Source organism: Neobacillus nitrireducens, assembly GCF_030915405.1.
GTDB lineage: Bacteria > Bacillota > Bacilli > Bacillales > Cytobacillaceae > Neobacillus.
Genome location: NZ_CP133262.1, coordinates 1,085,183 through 1,100,335, shown reverse-complemented (window position 1 = coordinate 1,100,335; position 15,153 = coordinate 1,085,183). Strand labels below are relative to the sequence as shown.

Annotated in this window: 13 protein-coding genes and 1 other annotated feature; of the genes, 7 read left to right on the top strand and 6 right to left on the bottom strand. The window is 38.2% G+C overall.

Annotated elements, in window-relative coordinates:
• Positions 1-110: 110 nt before the first annotated feature.
• Entirely contained in the window at positions 111-3,251 is a 3,141-nt protein-coding gene (locus tag RCG22_RS05420) for an MMPL family transporter (protein ID WP_308106056.1), read from the bottom strand.
• Positions 3,252-3,255: 4 nt separating this feature from the next.
• Positions 3,256-3,717 (bottom strand): MarR family winged helix-turn-helix transcriptional regulator, encoded by a 462-nt coding sequence (locus tag RCG22_RS05415; protein WP_098261422.1) that lies wholly within the window; start codon positions 3,715-3,717, stop codon positions 3,256-3,258.
• A gap of 197 nt (positions 3,718-3,914) precedes the next feature.
• On the opposite strand from RCG22_RS05415, the gene RCG22_RS05410 reads away from it, so the two are divergent.
• The 3 genes from RCG22_RS05410 (at position 3,915) to RCG22_RS05400 (ending at position 6,920) form a co-directional block, all read left to right on the top strand.
• Positions 3,915-4,862, top strand: a complete 948-nt coding sequence (locus RCG22_RS05410; RefSeq protein ID WP_308106055.1) for an efflux RND transporter periplasmic adaptor subunit — start codon at positions 3,915-3,917, stop codon at positions 4,860-4,862.
• Between the two features lie 115 nt (positions 4,863-4,977).
• Complete coding sequence (locus RCG22_RS05405) at positions 4,978-5,649, top strand: response regulator transcription factor (RefSeq protein WP_308106054.1); 672 nt, start codon at positions 4,978-4,980, stop codon at positions 5,647-5,649.
• Between the two features lie 8 nt (positions 5,650-5,657).
• Complete coding sequence (locus RCG22_RS05400; RefSeq protein ID WP_308106053.1) at positions 5,658-6,920, top strand: sensor histidine kinase; 1,263 nt, start codon at positions 5,658-5,660, stop codon at positions 6,918-6,920.
• Positions 6,921-6,991: 71 nt separating this feature from the next.
• Here the strand turns inward: RCG22_RS05400 and RCG22_RS05395 are convergent, their stop codons facing one another.
• Together RCG22_RS05395 and RCG22_RS05390 are read right to left on the bottom strand one after the other, a co-directional pair.
• Positions 6,992-7,885 carry a cupredoxin domain-containing protein gene (locus RCG22_RS05395; protein WP_308106052.1) on the bottom strand — a complete coding sequence of 298 codons (894 nt, stop codon included), beginning with the start codon at positions 7,883-7,885 and terminating at the stop codon, positions 6,992-6,994.
• A 151-nt stretch (positions 7,886-8,036) separates the two neighbouring features.
• Positions 8,037-8,168 (bottom strand): hypothetical protein, encoded by a 132-nt coding sequence (locus RCG22_RS05390; RefSeq protein ID WP_278251570.1) that lies wholly within the window; start codon positions 8,166-8,168, stop codon positions 8,037-8,039.
• A 151-nt stretch (positions 8,169-8,319) separates the two neighbouring features.
• Positions 8,320-8,532: a binding site (T-box leader), on the top strand.
• 226 nt (positions 8,533-8,758) lie between these two features.
• Between RCG22_RS05390 and proS the strand changes: the two genes are divergently transcribed.
• Positions 8,759-10,189 (top strand): proline--tRNA ligase, encoded by a 1,431-nt coding sequence (proS, locus tag RCG22_RS05385; protein WP_308106051.1) that lies wholly within the window; start codon positions 8,759-8,761, stop codon positions 10,187-10,189.
• Between the two features lie 288 nt (positions 10,190-10,477).
• On the top strand, positions 10,478-11,044 hold the full coding sequence (locus RCG22_RS05380; RefSeq protein ID WP_308106050.1) for a GNAT family N-acetyltransferase: 567 nt from the start codon (positions 10,478-10,480) through the stop codon (positions 11,042-11,044).
• Positions 11,045-11,090: 46 nt separating this feature from the next.
• Here the strand turns inward: RCG22_RS05380 and RCG22_RS05375 are convergent, their stop codons facing one another.
• A complete protein-coding gene (locus RCG22_RS05375) occupies positions 11,091-11,678 on the bottom strand; it encodes a YdcF family protein (protein ID WP_308106049.1) in 588 nt (195 codons plus the stop codon).
• Between the two features lie 130 nt (positions 11,679-11,808).
• Positions 11,809-12,657, bottom strand: coding sequence for a DegV family protein (locus RCG22_RS05370; RefSeq protein ID WP_308106048.1), 849 nt, complete (start codon positions 12,655-12,657; stop codon positions 11,809-11,811).
• A gap of 305 nt (positions 12,658-12,962) precedes the next feature.
• On the opposite strand from RCG22_RS05370, the gene hmpA reads away from it, so the two are divergent.
• Entirely contained in the window at positions 12,963-14,177 is a 1,215-nt protein-coding gene (hmpA, locus tag RCG22_RS05365) for an NO-inducible flavohemoprotein (protein ID WP_308106047.1), read from the top strand.
• A 196-nt stretch (positions 14,178-14,373) separates the two neighbouring features.
• Complete coding sequence (locus RCG22_RS05360) at positions 14,374-15,147, top strand: SGNH/GDSL hydrolase family protein (RefSeq protein WP_308106046.1); 774 nt, start codon at positions 14,374-14,376, stop codon at positions 15,145-15,147.
• The last annotated feature ends 6 nt before the right edge of the window (positions 15,148-15,153 follow it).

The window sequence follows — 15,153 nt, the reverse complement described above, 5'->3', positions numbered from 1 at the left end:
TGATAGATATATTTCTTCATTATTCTTAACACTCTATATGTACGAGAATAAAGTGAAAAGGTTTCAAAAAAGGTAAAAAAGCACGCTGACCGATGGGCCAGCGCAACTAATTAGTCGATAGGATTGTCATGATCTTTAGCTTTTAGAAATGGCCACCAGTTGGCTTCACCGAATGTTTTTACCATGACAGGAACAAACAGTGGGAGGACAACTAGTGAGTACAAAGCTAAGCCGATTAATAGAATCGTAGCAATTTCAACCAAGGATAAAACACCTGATGGCATCATCGCTGCAAATGTACCTCCTAAGATAACCGCTGCAGAAATAATAACTGTACCCATTTTTTTCATTGAAAGGAGAATTGCTTTTTGAACCGGCATATGTCGGTATTCGTTAAACCGATCCATTAAGAAAATACTGTAGTCGATTCCTAAAGCGACTAAAATAACAAAGGCGAAGAAGGGAACCGCCCAACTTATTCCTGTATAGCCTAATAGATTAACGAAAATCTTTTCTGAAATGGCCATCGCAGTAAAATAAGTTAAAACTAATGACCCAATCAAATATAGCGGCATAATTAGTGATCGGAGAAGTATGATTAAGATTATACTAATTCCGATGAGCATAAGTAGAACAGTTCTGGAATAATCCGCTTTCGATATAGAATCAAGGTCTTTATGCATACTTGAAACCCCGCCAACAGCAACTTTAGCATTTTCGAGTTTGGTATCTTTAATTGCATGTTTGACGGCTTGCTTAATTTCAGGGATCCGATTGATCGCTTGATTCGAGTATGGATTTTTATTAAAAATCACATCAATGGTCATTACTTTTCTGTCATTTGACATATAAGCATTCAGGGATTGCTCAAAATCTTTACCATCAAGAACCTCCTGCGGAATGTAAAACCCAGTTTGCTTCTGCTTGGATACTTCGGATAAATAATCTTGAGCAGAATTAAGGCCATCTGAAACTTTATTTAATCCATCCGCACTTTTGGTTAAGCCATCAGAAAGCTCTGTGATTTGCCCACCCATGTCTTGGAAGCCAGAAAGGAGCTGCTTTTGCCCGTCATTTATTCCAGAAAGGCCACCAGTAAATTGTGGGAGCCCATCAATGACTTTTCCTTGTCCAGCGGCCAGTTTATCTAATCCTGTTTCAAGGTCTGAAATTCCTTTGATCAGTCCTTCCATTCCACTAATCAGGGCTTTTTGGCCATCCGTTATTTCAGCAAATTTACTGTTAGCAAACTGAATCCCTTCCTGTGCGTCTGTTAGTCCTGCATTTAATTTCTGTAATCCACCTGCTAATTCTTTTGTTGCAGTTTGGGACCCTTGAACCGTCATTTTGATAGCTTGATAATTTTGGTTTTTTCCAATATCACTATATTGTTTTTCAAGATTAGCAAAATATTGATTGGTTGAAGTGAGGGATTTGTTCAATGTAGCTAATCCTGCAGCTACATTTTTATAATTCCCTTGAAGGGTAGCTAATCCTGTACTTGCCTTTTGATAACCAGCGAGCAATTGTTTACTTCCGGCTAAAACTTCAGCGGATTTAGTCTTAACTAAGGTCATCCCATCTTTAATCTGCTGAGAACCAGTGGAACCAGATTTTAGTCCTTTTTCAATGGCGGTTAATCCGCCTTGTATGTCGCCCATCCCATTTTTAAGTTTAGTAGTTCCATTGATTAATTCATTTATACCAGAAGTGGCTTCCTCCATTTTCGGCTGATTAGATGCCATTTGGGTGCCTGCTTCTTCGAGGCCGTCACTGATTTTTTTAATCCCATCATTCCCTTGACCAATTCCATCACCTAGACTTGCCACCTGTTTGGACAGATATAAGTCATCAATCGTTTCACCGGTAGGACGGGTAACAGAACGAACGGTGTCTACATTATTTACTTTAGCCAGCTCCTGACTAATTTTTTCCGTAATGGAAATATACTCAGAAGTATTCAATTTATCATCATTTTTAATAACAATTTGGGTGGGCATTACTTCACCAGGTCCAAAGGAATCAGCAATAATATTAAACCCTTTTATAGAGGGGAAATCATCGCTGATTTCCTCAAGTGAATTAAATGATAATTGATCCTTATAGGAAAATAAGAAAGGTACAGAAATAATGCCAACAATAATAAAAGCGATTAATGGACGTGCGAGTGCAAATTTTCCGGCAAATCCCCAAAAATTACTTTCACTATGTTCAAGTTTACCCTTGGATGGCCAGAATAGTTTTCTACCAAGCACAGCCATAAAGAAAGGGACGATGGTTACAAGTGCAATCAGGAGGATTGCCACACCGACAGCCACAGCAGCTGCTGACTGATAAAGCTTAAAGGTGGAAAAGCCAATCGAGGCAAAACCGATCATAACGGCAACACCACTAAAGAAAACTGTTTTTCCAGCCGTTCGATAGGTTGCTATAATTGATTCTGTGATACTATCATTTTTGCCCATTTCCTCTTTAAAACGACTGAGCAGCAAAATACAATAGTCGGTTCCAATTCCAAACAGGACGGCAACTAAGAAAATTTGCGTAAAGGTGGATAGCGGGAAGTTAACCTTATCCACTAATAAAGAAACGATCGATTGGGCCGTAAGATAACTGAAACCAACTGTCACTAACGGAATGATTGGTGCAATAGCTGACCTAAAAACAAGAAGGAGTACAATCAGGATGAATCCAACAGTAATACCCTCTGTTTTCTTTAAACCTTCCTGAGAATTGGTGACAAGATCATCACTGATGACCCAGTTTCCTGTGTAGTAATGGTCTAGCTTGATGTCATCAATTGCTTGATATAAATCATCCGAAATTTCCTTTGCTTCGCGGTCCTTCACATCCACCTTAAGAGAAACAAGAATGGTTTTACTATCCTTTGAAACAAGCTGATCTTTTAGCTTTGCCTCATTAAAATGAGTTAAAATTTCGGAAATTCCAAGTTGGTCCTTGTTTTTATCAAGCTCGTTCACAGCTTTTTCTGCATTTGCAAAATCAGTTTTTGTTAACTTTTTATCACTATGGAAAACCAAGGCGGTTTGAAGACTACTGCCGCTGTTTTCACTTGATTGGACATCCTTGAGAATTTTTTCAGCTATGGTTGAAGAATATCCTTCCGGTACGGTAATTTGTCCCTTTTCCCGTACAAGTGCTTCCATATTTGGAGCGACCATGAAAAGTACTGCAATAACAACAATCCATGCGGCTAAGATGAACCATTTACCCTTTAAAATTGCCCTCACTTGTTTATTCCTCCCGTTCTTCCTGTTTCTTGTTGATTAAGAGTTGAGCCAATTTCTCATAAGTATTTATAAATGTGGTAATTTCGGTTTCGTTAAATTGCGAAATAATTGATTCAACGAGAACCTGAACTTTTTCTTGGCAATTTTCGTAAAGGGTATTACCTTCCTTTGTTAGCGTTAAGTAAACGACCCTTCGGTCATTTACATCGCGTGTCCTTTGAATTAAACCTCGGTCTGCCATCCGATTAATGATTGCCGTGATTGCACTTTTATTTACTTCGAAAGCATCGGCCAATTCCGTGGAAGTACAATCCTTTGATTGATGAATATATCTTAATATGTAGTGCTGATCATTGGTTAAGTCGTCGCCAATTTGTCCCTTGATTAAATATTCCGCTTTTTTTTGTACTTGAAATGAAACCGACACGTAACGGTCAATTAACTCCTGAATGATGTTTTTATCCATTATCGTTCACCTCTTTAATTTATAAAAAAGTAGTTAAACTCTTTAACTATTCACCTGTTTAACTATAAATAAAATAAAAATTGATGTCAATTCCGAACTATTAAGGAAAAGTTAAGAAATAAACATAATAATGGGTGTAGATTAGAATATTTGGCATCCTGGGGGGAATTCAGGAACGCAAAAAGGAGTAAGTTACAATGAAAAAATGGATTTTAATTGCAGGCAGCGTAGTTGTTTTAGGGTTTGTCGGCTATCAATGGAAACCGTTAGCTTTAAGTCCAAAAACCGTGTCCGCACAAGCTCGAACGTCAGTTGTTCAAAAAGGTACATTAAACGTTAACATCAGTGGTTCAGGCACTGTTCAAGCCGTAACGAGTGAAGATGTCAAAACAAAGTTTGCAAACAATGAAATAGATGAAGTGCTTGGAGCGGTGGGTGAAATAGTAAACAAAGGGGATGAATTAATTACCTTTTCGGATGGAAGTGACCCTGTAACCGCTCCAGCCACTGGAGTGATTACCACAATTGCGGTTTCAGCTGGTGGGCGAGTGACGAACGGACAAGTAGTTGCGCATGTAACAAATTACAATGAATTACAAACCGTAGTCCAAATTGATGAGCTTGATATTTATAAAATTAAAAAGAGGCAGTCTGTTAATCTAACAATTAATGCGTTTCCTGATCAAGAATTTACTGGTAAAGTATCAGCTATATCTGAAGAGGGAACATCATCGAACGGAGTCTCCACCTATGATGTTACTGTTCATATAGACAAACCAGATCAACTTAAAGTTGGAATGAGTGCGGAAGCAAGAATTCAAACGGAAAGTAAACAAGATGCACTTTATGTTCCACTTGATGCTGTTCATACATCAAACAAACAGAAATATGTGATTCTCCATTCAACGAGTACAGACAGTAACAGTTCTGGAACTGAGAAACAATCCGTTCAAACGGGGTTAGCAAATGAAGATTATGTGGAAATAACAAAAGGTGTTTCAGAAGGTGAAATGGTAATACTGCCTCAATTAGCAAAAGCAACGAAAACAAATAATACAACGGGTAATACACAAGGAAGTATTTTTGGTGGTGTGGGAAATGCAGGAAGAATGAACCGTTCCTATGGCGGTACAGGTGGGAAGTAAGTTCAGAGGTTCGTTCGATTGAAGTGACGATGCCGTGAAGAAATATGTTACGATTGCTTTGCTTGATATATAATTACCATTAAATATAATCCTTACTATTTAGGAGAGTTCGTATATGCGTTTATTAGTTGTAGAAGATAATCTTCCACTATTGGATTCGATTGTTCAATTATTATCGGATGAGTTTGAAGTAGATCAAGCATCGAATGGGGAAGATGCTTTATTTTTAGCGATGCAGAATATCCATGATGTCATTGTATTGGATGTCATGATTCCGGAGATTGATGGTTTTGAAGTTTTACGGACCATACGGAAGGAAGGATTAAAAATACCTGTGTTATTTCTTACTGCCAGAGATTCCTTAGAAGACCGTGTCCAGGGACTCGATAGCGGCGGAGATGATTATTTGGTGAAACCGTTTCAAGCCGCAGAATTGAAAGCAAGAATCCGTGCGTTGTTAAGAAGAAGTGGTAGCCTAACAACCAATCAAACCATTCGATTTCGCGGTATCGAATTGTTAGGGAAGGAAAGAGATATTCTCGTCGATGGGGAGCAGATAAAGCTGACAGCCAAGCAATATGAACTGCTAGAATTTTTGATTCAAAATAAAGGAGCCATTCTGACAAAAGAACAAATCTATGACCGTGTATGGGGGTTTGATTCAGATACAACCATCGCAATTGTGGAAGTATTCATGCACCATCTCCGTAAAAAACTAGAACCATCGGGCTACCATACGGATATTAAAACGATTCGTGGCGTGGGCTATATGTTGAACGAGGAATAGGAGCTACCATGTTTCGGCAGACACATATTAAATTAACATTTTTAAATTCATTAGTATTTATTGTACTTATTAGCATCCTCGGTTCGGTCATTTATTTTTACACAGATAATAAATTATATAAGGATGTTAACCAATCATTGCTTGAATCGATTGATCATTTTCAACATCAGACGGAGGGACCCGGTGAAATTCGTGAGAATAGTGGGGGACCCATTCCAAGGTTTAAAGGGAAAGACCCTCGGATCATGACCCTCATTTGGGACGAAAATAATCAGCTGATGTTGGAACAAAACCGTGATTCGGAAATTTTCCAAGATAAAGAGAAGTTGATTCGCCCGAAAACATTAAATACCTTAACCGATGTGGATGTAGATGATTTTTCGTTTAGATATATTGCTCTCAAAGTGGATCATCCAGAGTTAGGTATGGTAACTGTTCAATTCATTCGCAATGTTAACTCTGAACAAGAATTACTGGACAGATTATTGTTGATTATGCTGATAGGGATGGGAGTAGGAATCATCTGTGCCGTTGCTTCAGGATATTTTTTAGCGGGAAAGGCGCTTGTCCCGATTAAAAAAGCTTGGAAAAAGCAGACGGAGTTCGTTTCCGATGCTTCGCATGAGTTAAGAACCCCATTAGCTGTCATCCAGGCGAAAACAGATGTCTTGTTTCGTGCCCCAAAAGCAACGATTCAAGAGCGAATTCTTGATGTATCAACGATATCAAATGAATCAAGACGACTTTCCAAATTAGTGACCAACTTATTGACACTAGCAAGATCGGACTCTGATCAAATTGAAGTCAAAAAGGAAGTATTCCAACTGGATGAACTTTTGACCGAAATTATTCAACAGTACGAGGAAATTGCTTTGTATCAAGAAAAGTCGCTTCAATTGCAGGAATCAGAATCTGTTCAATTTTTTGCAGATAAGGCTCGGATCCATCAATTAATCGTCATTTTATTGGACAATGCGATGAAATATACGAATGGGGGAGGGGAAATACTGCTTTCCTGTTTACAGAACCACTCCTCGATCATTCTAAAAATTATGGATACCGGAATCGGGATTCCTGAAAAGGATATTCCAAAGATATTTGATCGTTTCTACCAGAGTGATAAAGCAAGGACGTCTGCCGAAGGAACTGGGCTGGGCTTGTCGATTGCTAAATGGATAATTGAGAAACATCATGGGAAAACAAAGGTACAAAGCACCCTTGGTAAAGGTACATCGATTGAAATTACTTTTCCAAAAACCCAAAGAAGTTAATTTTGGGTTTTTGGTTTGGCTTAGCTTATAAAAAGACAAGGCACACGAAAATCTTCGTGTGCCTTAGCGATTTATTCAACAATAATTGTTCCTTTAAACATTTGCATTCCACAGCTAAAGGTGTATTCGCCTGATTTATCAGGTGTAAAGGTTAGTTTTGTTGTTCCTGTTTTTAGGTTGACATTGTTAATATTAAAATCAGGAATCATAAAGGTGGAGATACAATTACTACTATCAAGCGGATTATTAATTTCTAGTTCTACAGGTACGCCTTTTTTAACTCGGATCACATTAGGTGTGTACCCTTGTGTGGTTACTTTCATCTTAACTAGCGGCTTGCTTGCCTTTGTTACATCCACTTCTGTTTTGGCAGCCTCTGGTGTCGTAGCTGCTTGTTGAGTTTCTTTTTGAGTCGTTTTACTTTGACCGGGAATTTCGACCATATCACTGCTATACATAAATAAAAATAATGATACTAGCACGACGCCTCCTGCAATAATCGCAAATGGTGAGAGCTCTTGTGTATCAAGCGATAATTTATTATTGGATTCTACGAAAATATACATGATCACGAATCCGATAATTAAAATATAAAATCCCAGTAAGATCCCTAGCAATATAGTAGGGTTAATAAATTGAATGAAAGCACCAAGGATGGAACCAATAATTCCGCCCATTAAACCTGAAATAGATCCCATCAGGATCGCTAATATTCCGATAGGGTGTCCAGCTAAGAAACCGACGACGAAACCGATGATCATACTGACTCCAACCACTAGAAAAATCTCACCGGAAAGAATACCAATAATACTCCCGGTCAGTAACCCGGTGATTACCGCAATGACCATACTAATCATAACTCCCGATGTGTTGGCAAGCTTATTTTTATGACGGTAAACAGAATAGATGGAATAACCAGTACCCATCGCCACAATAATTGCCGAAATAATCGCAAATACATTCATATTTTGTCTCCTCTGATGTGTAGGTGGTTTTACAACATAAGAGTATTATAAATGTAAATTACTTCTTCAAATTTGTATTTTCAGTGATTAATTTGAACGTTTAATGAACTTTGTTGAGATATTTGAGCAAGTATCATAAAAGGAGGTCGTTCTATTTTTCTTCTTTTTTATCAAGGGTATTTTTATATATTCTTTTCATGGCTTCATTTTGCATTTTAATGTACTCAAGGAGAAATTCTTTTTCTTCCTCTTCTTGTTGGAGATCATCCTTTTCTTTTTCCAAGTCAGCCACCCCATTTTTTCTAATTACTAGCATTTTAACCGATAAAATTAATCGATTAAAGTAAATTCAGTGTAAATATGCTCACTTCAGCAAAATATTCCAAAAAAAATTGACTTTTGTTCAGATGAAATATATAATTTTCAAAAATACTATTGAAACTATGACGGGGATTAGTAAAGTGAAAAGGTCTTACCAAGAGAGGAAACCAATGGTGCGAGGTTTCTTAAGACGGTCATTTGAACCTGCCTCTGAGTTCTGTATCGAATTTGAAGATACATGCGGATAATGTCCGTTATCATTGAAAGTGTATAAAGCTTTTTGCTTTATGAATTTAGGGTGGTACCGCCAGGCCTTGGTCCCTTTTTTGGGAACAAGGTCTTTTTGTGATTAAAAGCGGAAGCGCCCGTTTAGCAGCGTATGGACTGGAGCGCTTTGACTGAGATAAAGGAAACACGGAGAGCGGAGCGATTCGATGTTGACTTATCGTAGGGAAAAGAGCGAAGTCCACTAGCTGCTGGGTGCTGGAGCTGGACATAATTCAAAGTGGAAAACTATATTTCTATATTAAAAAAATTAATGAGGTGTCAAACATGGCAAAAGAATTTGTTAAAGATGTTACAGCGATGGACGATGATTTCGCTCAGTGGTATACAGATGTCGTCACAAAAGCTGATTTGATTGATTATTCAAGCGTACGTGGTTCGATGATTATTCGTCCCTATGGCTATGCTTTATGGGATAATATTAAAAATGAATTGGATCGCCGAATTAAAGAAACCGGGCATGAAAATGTTTATATGCCTTTATTTATTCCTGAAAGCTTGCTTCAAAAAGAAAAAGACCATGTGGAAGGTTTTGCACCAGAAGTGGCATGGGTTACACATGGCGGGTCAGAACCACTCGCAGAACGCTTAGTTGTCCGCCCGACATCCGAGGTTCTTTTCTGTGAGCACTATAGCAACATTATTCATTCTTATAGAGATCTTCCAAAGCTATATAACCAATGGGCAAACGTCGTTCGGTGGGAAAAAACTACTCGTCCTTTCTTACGGACATTAGAATTTTTATGGCAAGAAGGTCATACTGCACATGCGACTGACGAAGACGCAATGGAAGAAACCATTAAAATGCTAAACGTTTATGCAGCTATTTGTGAAGAAATTCTTGCAATTCCAGTTGTAAAGGGTCAAAAAACGGAAAAAGAAAAGTTTGCCGGTGCAAAAGCTACGTTTACAATCGAAAGCTTAATGCATGATGGAAAAGCATTACAGTCTGGCACATCCCACCACTTTGGTACAGGATTTGCTGAAGCGTTTAACATTCAGTACACCGACAAAGAAGGAAAGCTGCAATATGTCCATCAAACGTCTTGGGGCTTTACAACAAGAATTATTGGTGCTTTAATCATGGTCCACGGCGATGACCGCGGTCTAGTCATTCCGCCAAAAGCAGCGCCAACTCAAGTGATGATTGTGCCGATTGCGCAACATAAAGAAGGCGTGCTTGATTTTGCCTATGATTTGAAAAAGTCACTTGGTCAAGTTGCCCGTGTTGAAATTGATGCCAGCGATAAAAAGCCAGGCTGGAAGTTCAATGAGTATGAAATGAAAGGTATTCCAGTTCGTCTAGAGGTTGGACCTAAAGATATTGAAAACAAGCAAGTGGTTTTAGTAAGACGCGATACGTTAGAGAAAGTGTTTGTGCCACTGGACCAATTAGAAACAAAGCTTGTTGAATTATTAGATGAAATTCAAGCAAATTTATACAATAAAGCACTTACTCATCGGGAAGAAAGAACAACCGTGGCTGTGACACTTGATGAGTTAAAGCAATCTCTTGAAGCAAAACCTGGTTTTATTAAGGCTATGTGGTGCGGAGACCTAGCTTGTGAAGAAAAAATCAAAGAAGATACAACGGCAACATCTAGATGTATGCCATTCGAGCAAGAACAGGTATCGGATAAATGCGTATGCTGTGGAGAAGCTGCAGATAAGATGGTTTATTGGGCAAAAGCATACTAAAAATAGAATATTTAGAGGCTCTTCCTTACGGGGAAGGGTCTTTTTTTGAAATAGTGATTGATAAGAAGGTCGTTTTTGAATAAATTATCTTCCAATGAGCGGATTTCTCGGTTCAATGAGCGGATCGTTCCGTTTAATGAGCGAATATATTTATCGAGCTATCCTCGGATTTTTTCTATCAGCTAATTCCTCATTTCGTTGACGAATCCTGATTTCAACAATTTTTTCGAAAAAAAGGAAATAAAAAATCTGTAGAGAATATCTAATATTCAGAAGGGGGGCGAGTTTTTGAAACCAATACTATTAGACTTTCCTAATCAATTTTCCTCAGACAGATTATTCATTCGCATGCCGATGCCTGGAGATGGTACTGTTGTTTACCAAGCAATGCAAGCATCCTTAAATGAACTAAAAGAATGGATGCCCTGGGCCCATCGCGAGCAAACAGAGGCAGATGTAGAGGTAAACATGCGGGAGGCCCATGCTAAGTTTTTAACTCGTGAGGATTTGAGGTTACATATCTTTAATAGGAAAACAGGAGAATTCATCGGGTCTTCTGGTTTGCACAGAATTAATTGGGATATCCCGAAGGTTGAAATAGGTTACTGGGTTGATACGCGCTTTAGTGGGAAGGGGTATATCACGGAGGCAGCAGAGGCAATAACGAAATTTGCCTTTACTGAACTCAAAGCAAAACGAGTTGAGATTCGCTGCGACTCCAATAATACCAGAAGTCGGGCCATTCCTGAACGTTTAGGATTTTCCTTAGAAGGAATTTTAAAAAATGATCAAATATCAGCGAATGGCAAAGAATTAAGAGATACGTGTGTCTATGCAAAAATATCTCAAAGCTAATTACAAAAGAGTACTGGGTCTCAGTACTCTTTTCCTAGTAGATATCTCAGTGGAAGATATATCTTTTTAAATAGAATTTTGTAATCGCCAAGTATTCGCGGGAATAGGATTTTCCCACGGCACTCCATGGAGTTTCTGCCGAGAGTCCCTGTACGTCCAGACCATAGTCACGGGCAATTGAGACAGCTCGGTAAAGATGAAAGGTATTGGTAACGACAAGACCGTGCGCAGCAGCATCTGGAATAAGCTTTTTTGAAAAATTAATATTTTCATAGGTATCGGTGGATTGATCTTCTAAGATCATCCGATTCTCGTTTATTCCTTGTTTGATTAGTTCTCTCCTGATCGATTCAGCTTCGGAAATATCCTCACCCGGACCTTTTCCCCCTGAAGCAATGACAAATGTATCTTTGTTGTTCTTTAAATATACAGCAGCTGCATTTATTCGGCTTGCAAGCGCCAAGGAAGGGACATTTCCTTTTACCCTCGCCCCAAGAACAATCAAATAGTCAACATTTTTAGGTGCTTCTTTATGACTATATTGACTGATTTTAAATTGTAAAATACCAATATATATCAAACCTAAAGCAACAAAAATTCCAATCATCAAAAACACTCGTTTCCTATTTTTCATCAATTCAAATCCATTCCAAGATTTTAATTAAAACTATTTATACCTATTATACAAAATAATAGATTAAGAGGTGGAAAATAATAGAATATTTGTGAATAGAAAAAAGGACTGAACCCATCAGTCCTTTTCTCTATTCACAAACCCAAGACAATCCAAGCGTTCCTACCCCTGTATGCACACCGGCAACAGTAATCAGCATCATGGATTCCGTTTCGATTTCAGGGAATGTTTGTTTGACTAATTTCTCAAATTCAGCAGCTCTCTCTGAATCGTTTGCATGGACGATCGCTGCTTTTTTAACAATCTTTGTTTCCAGGTCTGTTTTTAAATTATTGATCAGCCAGGCTAGTGCTCTTTTTTCAGTGCGAACTTTATCCTTTATCTTTGCGCCTCCATCTTCAATCGCCAATATCGGCTTAATGTTAAATAAAGAAGCTAAAATTGCTTGACCGCCAGAGACTCTGCCGCTTTTGCGGAGCTGGTCCAGGCTTGAGGGAACTAAAAATAAGCGGGTGTTTTCGCGTAAGGTATTTAATTCAGCAACAACCTCACTGCTATCGAGGCCTTGTTCCATGAGTTCAATCCCTTTTTTTATTAAAAATGAAAGGGGATAGGAACCTGTCAGTGAATCGATTGCCAACAATTTAAAATCAGCCATTTCCGCTGCCATTACAGAGGTTTGAAACGTACCGGATAATAGACTGGAAGCATGAATGGCTATTCCATAATCATAATCTTCCTTTAACCTTGTATATAGTTCCACAAAATCACCAATTGCCGGCTGCGAGGTTTGGAATTTTGAATCTTCCTTTTTCATACGCTCATAAAACTCTTTTTGTGTGATGTCTATTGTTTCTCTATAGGATTCTTGATTAATGACTATATGGAGCGGAACGACGTGTATATTATATTGCTCAATAAATTCATAGCTGAGAGAAGCTGTAGTATCGGTAATCCATGCAATTTTTGCTTTGTTCATGTTAATTCCTCTTCCTCCAGTTAAACCTTAATTTATTGCTCTTTTAATTATGTTAATTTTTTTAGTAAAAGAATTTGTTAGTTTTGCTTACTAGAATCAACCTTACAAGAAGAAATATTAACCAACAAGTTATATTTGTCATGTTAAAATGTGAAGACTTTGTGAAGATTTCAGGGTATAAAATGCTAGGATTGACCTAGTTCGAATGATTCAAATATACCTGTGTGTGATTTAAATCACTTATCGTTTGTGAAATATTTCATATAATCACTATGGATATAGTGATTACATAAGGAGTGTTATGAATGTTAGATCAAAAAACGATTGAAATCATCAAATCAACAGTCCCGGTATTAGAACAACATGGTGAAAAAATTACCACTCGATTTTACCAATTAATGTTTGGTAACCATCCTGAATTATTAAATATCTTTAATCATGCCAATCAAAAACAAGGCAGACAACAAAAGGCATTGGCTGGAACTGTTTATGCTGCAGCTATGTACATCGACAATCTTGGAGCAATTCTTCCGGTAGTAAAACAAATTGCTCAAAAACACAGAAGCCTTGGGATTAAGCCTGAACATTATCCAATCGTCGGAAAACACCTTTTGTTAGCTATTAAGGATGTACTTGGTGATGCAGCCACCGATGAGATTATTGATGCATGGGCTCAAGCGTATCAAGTAATCGCGGATGTTTTTATCAGTGTAGAAGCAGAGTTATATGATGAAACGCAAAATCAACAAGGTGGCTGGGAGGGCTTCCGCAACTTTATAGTTGACCGTAAAGTAGTCGAAAGTGAAGTAATTACCTCTTTCTACTTAAAACCTGAAGATCATAATAAAATTGCAGATTTTATCCCTGGTCAATATATTAGTATTAAACTAGAAATAGCTGGTGAAAAGTTCACCCATATTCGTCAATACAGCCTTTCAGATGCGCCTGGTAAAGACCATTACCGGATTAGTGTGAAGCGCGAAGCAGGAACGGAAAATCCAGACGGAATGGTCTCCAATTACTTGCACGATGGAGTGAACCAAGGAGATATTTTAAAAGTAAGTGCTCCTGCAGGGGATTTCATGCTTGATACTGAAAAAAATTCACCAGTTGTGTTACTAAGTGGCGGTGTAGGTTTGACACCAATGATGAGTATGTTGAAGACAGTCGTTGAGGTCCAGCCTGAACGAAAGGTAACATTTATTCATGCAGCAGCAAATGGGAATGTACATGCATTACGAGATGAAGTTGAAGAGGTATCAGTCCTTGAAAACGTCACCTCCTATTTCTTTTACGATTCACCGACAGAAGAGGATCGTCTGAATAATCGTTTTGATGTTGAAGGCTATGTAACGCGTGATTGGCTGAATGAAAAAATTGATACAAAGGACGCAGATTTTTATTTTTGTGGGCCTGTTCCGTTTATGAAGGCTATTAATCGTTCATTAAAGGAACTAGGGGTTAACGAAGAAAAAATTCACTTTGAATTTTTTGGCCCGATGGGAAATTTAGAAGAATAATAGAAACCGCCGATTTCCAAAAATGGAAGTCGGCTTTATTTTTTAAAAAACCTCAAATTTGGGGAAAATATTTAAAAAGTTACCAAATACCAAACCTTTACATATTTCACACGATATAAAGGCATTGAAAGTTTGATTCGTCTCGCAACTATGATTTAATTTAAATAGAAGAGATGGCCAGAAAGGATGTAATTTAATGAATAAGAATGTGATACGTTCGATCACTGGCATTGCTGCATTATTCTGCCTGCTCTGGCTGATCGGACTTGGCTGGGCTGTAGGTGAATATTATGCTGGAACTCCAGAAAAAATTCCGAAAGCAAAAACCGTTTCCAAGGTGGAAAATCAAAAAGGGTTAACCATCGTAGCCTTGGGCGATTCATTAACGAGAGGAACTGGCGATGAAACCGGCAAGGGCTATGTTGGTGTCCTGATCGATGAAATCAAGGGAAAAACGAAGCGTCCGGTCCAGCTTACAAACCTAGGCATTAACGGGCAAAGATCCGACTCATTAAGAAAGCAAGTTCAGGAAACGGAAGTTGGGCGACAAATTCAAAAAGCAGATATGGTGCTCGTAACGATTGGCGGAAACGACTTGTTCCGTGGCGGCCAAGCTTTAATGGATTTTGAAACAGGTGACATAACAACCATTGAAAAAAAATACTTGAACAATTTAAAATTTATTTTTGAACAAATCCGCAAAAATAATCCCAAGGCGAATGTGTTTTTCATTGGATTGTATAACCCGTTTATTGATTTAGACCAAGGAAGAGAAATGTCGAAAGTGGTTCGCCACTGGAATTATGACAGTGCTGAAGTAAGTGCCTCTTTTCCAAAAATTGTGTTTGTACCAACCTTTGATTTATTTGAGTTGAAGGTTAATGACTATTTGTATTCTGATAAGTTTCATCCGAACTCAAAAGGATACCGTTTAATTGCCGAACGGGTAGCCTCATTGCTTACCTGGTAAGGAGAG

Coding starts and splice junctions, on each gene's coding strand:
- RCG22_RS05415 (WP_098261422.1), bottom strand. CDS start 3,717: ATGGATAAAAACATCATTCAGGAGTTAATTGACCGTTACGTGTCGGTT.
- RCG22_RS05410 (WP_308106055.1), top strand. CDS start 3,915: ATGAAAAAATGGATTTTAATTGCAGGCAGCGTAGTTGTTTTAGGGTTT.
- RCG22_RS05405 (WP_308106054.1), top strand. CDS start 4,978: ATGCGTTTATTAGTTGTAGAAGATAATCTTCCACTATTGGATTCGATT.
- RCG22_RS05400 (WP_308106053.1), top strand. CDS start 5,658: ATGTTTCGGCAGACACATATTAAATTAACATTTTTAAATTCATTAGTA.
- RCG22_RS05395 (WP_308106052.1), bottom strand. CDS start 7,885: ATGAATGTATTTGCGATTATTTCGGCAATTATTGTGGCGATGGGTACT.
- proS (WP_308106051.1), top strand. CDS start 8,759: ATGGCAAAAGAATTTGTTAAAGATGTTACAGCGATGGACGATGATTTC.
- RCG22_RS05375 (WP_308106049.1), bottom strand. CDS start 11,678: ATGAAAAATAGGAAACGAGTGTTTTTGATGATTGGAATTTTTGTTGCT.
- RCG22_RS05370 (WP_308106048.1), bottom strand. CDS start 12,657: ATGAACAAAGCAAAAATTGCATGGATTACCGATACTACAGCTTCTCTC.
- hmpA (WP_308106047.1), top strand. CDS start 12,963: ATGTTAGATCAAAAAACGATTGAAATCATCAAATCAACAGTCCCGGTA.
- RCG22_RS05360 (WP_308106046.1), top strand. CDS start 14,374: ATGAATAAGAATGTGATACGTTCGATCACTGGCATTGCTGCATTATTC.